A 3,449-nucleotide genomic window follows, 5' to 3' on the forward strand; every position below is an offset into this window, starting at 1 on the left:
GCCTTCACCACCGAGCGCTGGGAGAAGTACTTGGTGGGCACGTAGTCGGGCAGCTTGGACACCTGGGCCGTGAGGGCGCGCTCCAACTCATCGGCGAGCATCTCGATGGCCTCGAGCAGGGTGTTGGAGACCGTCACCCGCTCCACGGCCTTCTGGAGCACGTCGAGCTGCTGCAGGGTGAGGACAGCGCGCAGGTCCGGCCGCAGACCATGGGCGAAGCGGTGCAGCATGGCGGAGCGGCTGGCGGTCCGGGCGAAGCTCTTGGGCACGAAGGAGATGAAGCTCAGGCGGTCGGCGAAGGCGAGCAGCAGCTCGGGCGAGCGCGCGAGCACCTCGGAGAGGTACCGGTTGCTCGTCATGATGGCGCACTCGATGCGGCCGCTCGTCACCCGCCGGCCGTGCTTGAGCTCGCGCTCGTGCAGGACGTTGAGGATGGAGCGCAGCAGCATGTCGCGCCCGTCGAAGACCTCGTCGAGGACGGCGTGGGTGGCGCCCAGCATGCCGTCCTCGGTGATGAACTCGGTGCGGCCCGTCTCGGTGAGCACCTTGAAGTCCACCGGACCGATGAGGTCCGTCTGCACGGTGGACTCGGCGATCTGCTTGGCGAAGAGCGAGGGCTGCCCGGTCTTCTCGTCCAGGATGCGGCCCAGCACCGAGGAGGCGATGGCGCTCTTGGCGGTCCCCGGAGGCCCCACCACGAGCACGTGCTCCCGGCTCAGCAGGGCGAGCTCGATCTGGGTGAAGAGCGTCTCACGCTCGAGGTAGGCCTCGCGCAGCTCCTGGAAGAAGTGGCGGAAGGCCTGCGCGGCCTGGGAGTAGACGTGCGTGGGAGAGTGGATCACGGGCGCTCAGAGCGGAGGCAGGGAGGCCCATCGTAGCCCCCCGCGCCCCCCCTTTGAAGAGCGCCCGCTCCCTACTTGAAGTGGACGGCGCACGCACCGTCCGGGCAGGCCCGCCCGGCGATGCGGAAGCGGTACCGGGCGACGAGGCTGTAGAGCCAGTCCGCCGTGTGCCGCAACCCCGGCACGTAGTAGGCGAAGAGCAGCTTGCCGAGCGGCCTGCGCCCCAGCGCCTGCACCACGGCCTCGGCGCCCTCGAAGACCCGCCCGTCCGCCTGGACGAGCTGCATCGCATGCTCGCACCGATCGGGCGAGATGCCGGGGAACGCGCCCAGCACGCCCTCGTCCCGGAACGAGCGCAGCTCCGTGCCTCGGCTTCTCAACAGCCGCTCCAACTGCTTCGCGCCGCCACGGCACAGGCGGCAGTGCCCGTCGTACAGGATGACGTCATGCCCCGGGGGCGTCGTCGTCAGCGCCTTCATGAAGCTCCTCCGTCCCTGGCCTGGCACCGCTGCGGCTGGAGTTTCTCATACAGGGGGGCTGCACCTGGCGCCACCCGCTGAAGCCACCGCGACTGAAAGCACGAAGGCCGGACACCCCCTCGCGGAAGCGCCGGCCCTCGGGACCTACCCTGTCACATCCGCGACCTCCCCCCTCTATCTCTCGGAGGGGGGAGAGAGGGAGGCGTGGTGGCCGCTTACGACTGGCGGAACTCGGCGTCCACCACGTCGTCCTTCGGCTTGGCCGAGCTGCCCGGAGCCGCGCCCGCGTCGGCGCCCGGAGGAGGAGCACCCGCGCCCGGCGCGCCGCCGGTGGCCTTGTACATCTCCTCGGCCACCTTGTAGCTGGCCTGCTGCAGCCGCTCCAGGGCGCCCTTGATGGCGTCCTTGTCCTGGCCCTCGCGCACCTCGTTGACGCCCTTGATGGCCGCCTCGAGCGTGGACACCGCGTCCGGCGAGAGCTTCTCGCGGTTCTCCTTCACCAGCTTCTCCGCCTGGTACGCCTGCGCCTCGGCCTGGTTCTTCAGCTCCACCAGCTCGCGGCGGGCCTTGTCGGCGGCCTCGTTCTCCTTGGCCGAGTTCACCATCTTCTCCACCTCGTCCTTGGCCAGACCGGACGAGTGGGTGATGGTCACCTTCTGCTCCTTGCCCGTCGCCTTGTCCTTGGCGCTGACGTTGAGGATGCCGTTGGCGTCGATGTCCAACGTCACCTCGATCTGCGGCATGCCGCGCGGCGCCGGCGGCAGGCCCGTCAGGTGGAAGCGACCCAGGCTGCGGTTGTCGCCCGCCATCTCGCGCTCACCCTGCAGGATGTGGATCTCCACCTGCGTCTGGCCATCCGCCGCCGTGGAGAACGTCTCCGACTTGCGGGTGGGGATGGTGGTGTTGCGCTCGATGAGCTTGGTCATCACGCCGCCCAGCGTCTCCACGCCCAGCGACAGCGGGGTGACGTCCAGCAGCAGGATGTCCTTCACCTCGCCCGAGAGCACGCCGGCCTGCACGGCGGCGCCCACCGCCACCACCTCGTCCGGGTTCACCGAGCGGTTGGGCTCCTTGCCGAACAGCCGCTTCACCGCCTCCTGCACCTTCGGGATGCGCGTGGAGCCACCCACGAGGACGACCTCGTTGAGATCCTTGAGGTCCACGCCCGAGTCCTTCAGGCACTTGCGGCACGGCTCCAGCGAGCGCTCGACGAGGGTGTCGATCATCGCCTCGAACTTGGCCCGCGTCAGGCGCACGGTGAGGTGCTTAGGACCGGAGGCATCCGCCGTGAGGAACGGCAGGTTGATCTCCGTCTCCGTCGTGCTGGACAGCTCGATCTTCGCCTTCTCCGCCGCCTCCTTCAGGCGCTGGAGGACCATCTTGTCCTTGGAGACGTCGATGCCGTTGTCCTTCTTGAACTCGGCGATCAGCCAGTCCATGAGCGTGTGGTCGATGTTGTCGCCGCCCAGGTGGGTGTCACCATTGGTGGCGAGCACCTCGACCACGTTCTCGCCCACCTCCAGGATGGAGATGTCGAACGTGCCGCCGCCGAAGTCGTAGACGGCGATCTTCTCGTCCTTCTTCTTGTCCAGGCCGTACGCCAGCGCGGCCGCGGTCGGCTCGTTCACGATGCGCCGCACGGTGAGGCCGGCGATCTCGCCCGCGTCCTTGGTGGCCTGGCGCTGGGCGTCGTTGAAGTAGGCCGGGACGGTGATGACGGCCTCGGTGACCTTCTCGCCCAGGTAGTTCTCCGCGGCGCGCTTGAGCTTGAGCAGCACCTGCGCCGAGATCTCCGGGGCGCTGTACTGCTTGCCATCGATCTCCACGCGCGCGTCGCCATGGGGGCCGCGCACCACCTTATAGGGGACGAGCTTCGCCTCCTCGGTGGTCTCCTCGAAGCGCCGGCCCATGAAGCGCTTGATGGAGTAGACAGTCCGCTCGGGGTTGGTGATGGCCTGACGCTTGGCCACCTGCCCCACCAGACGCTCCCCATCCTTCGCGAACGCGACGACCGAGGGCGTGGTGCGGTTGCCTTCCTCGTTGGTGAGGACCTTGGGCTCGCGACCCTCCATGATCGCCACCACGCTGTTGGTGGTGCCCAGGTCGATTCCAATGATCTTGCCCACGG

The 3,449-nt window shown here is 68.4% G+C and carries 3 protein-coding genes; all 3 read right to left on the reverse strand.

The window, feature by feature from the left end:
• Window positions 1–842 (reverse strand): AAA family ATPase (locus VF697_RS04980; RefSeq protein ID WP_331092327.1); only part of this gene is annotated, 842 nt, incomplete at its 3' end.
• A 71-nt stretch (window positions 843–913) separates the two neighbouring features.
• Window positions 914–1,321, reverse strand: coding sequence for a DUF393 domain-containing protein (locus tag VF697_RS04985; RefSeq protein WP_331092328.1), 408 nt, complete (start codon window positions 1,319–1,321; stop codon window positions 914–916).
• A gap of 215 nt (window positions 1,322–1,536) precedes the next feature.
• Window positions 1,537–3,447 carry a molecular chaperone DnaK gene (gene dnaK, locus VF697_RS04990; protein WP_331092329.1) on the reverse strand — a complete coding sequence of 637 codons (1,911 nt, stop codon included), beginning with the start codon at window positions 3,445–3,447 and terminating at the stop codon, window positions 1,537–1,539.
• Window positions 3,448–3,449 lie beyond the last annotated feature (2 nt).

Source organism: Archangium sp., from assembly GCF_036388035.1.
In the GTDB taxonomy this organism is placed as follows: Bacteria; Myxococcota; Myxococcia; order Myxococcales; family Myxococcaceae; genus Archangium.

What these genes read in the sequence shown, in the direction of transcription:
- VF697_RS04985 (WP_331092328.1), bottom strand. Translation starts at nt 1,321, where the DNA reads ATGAAGGCGCTGACGACGACGCCCCCGGGGCATGACGTCATCCTGTAC.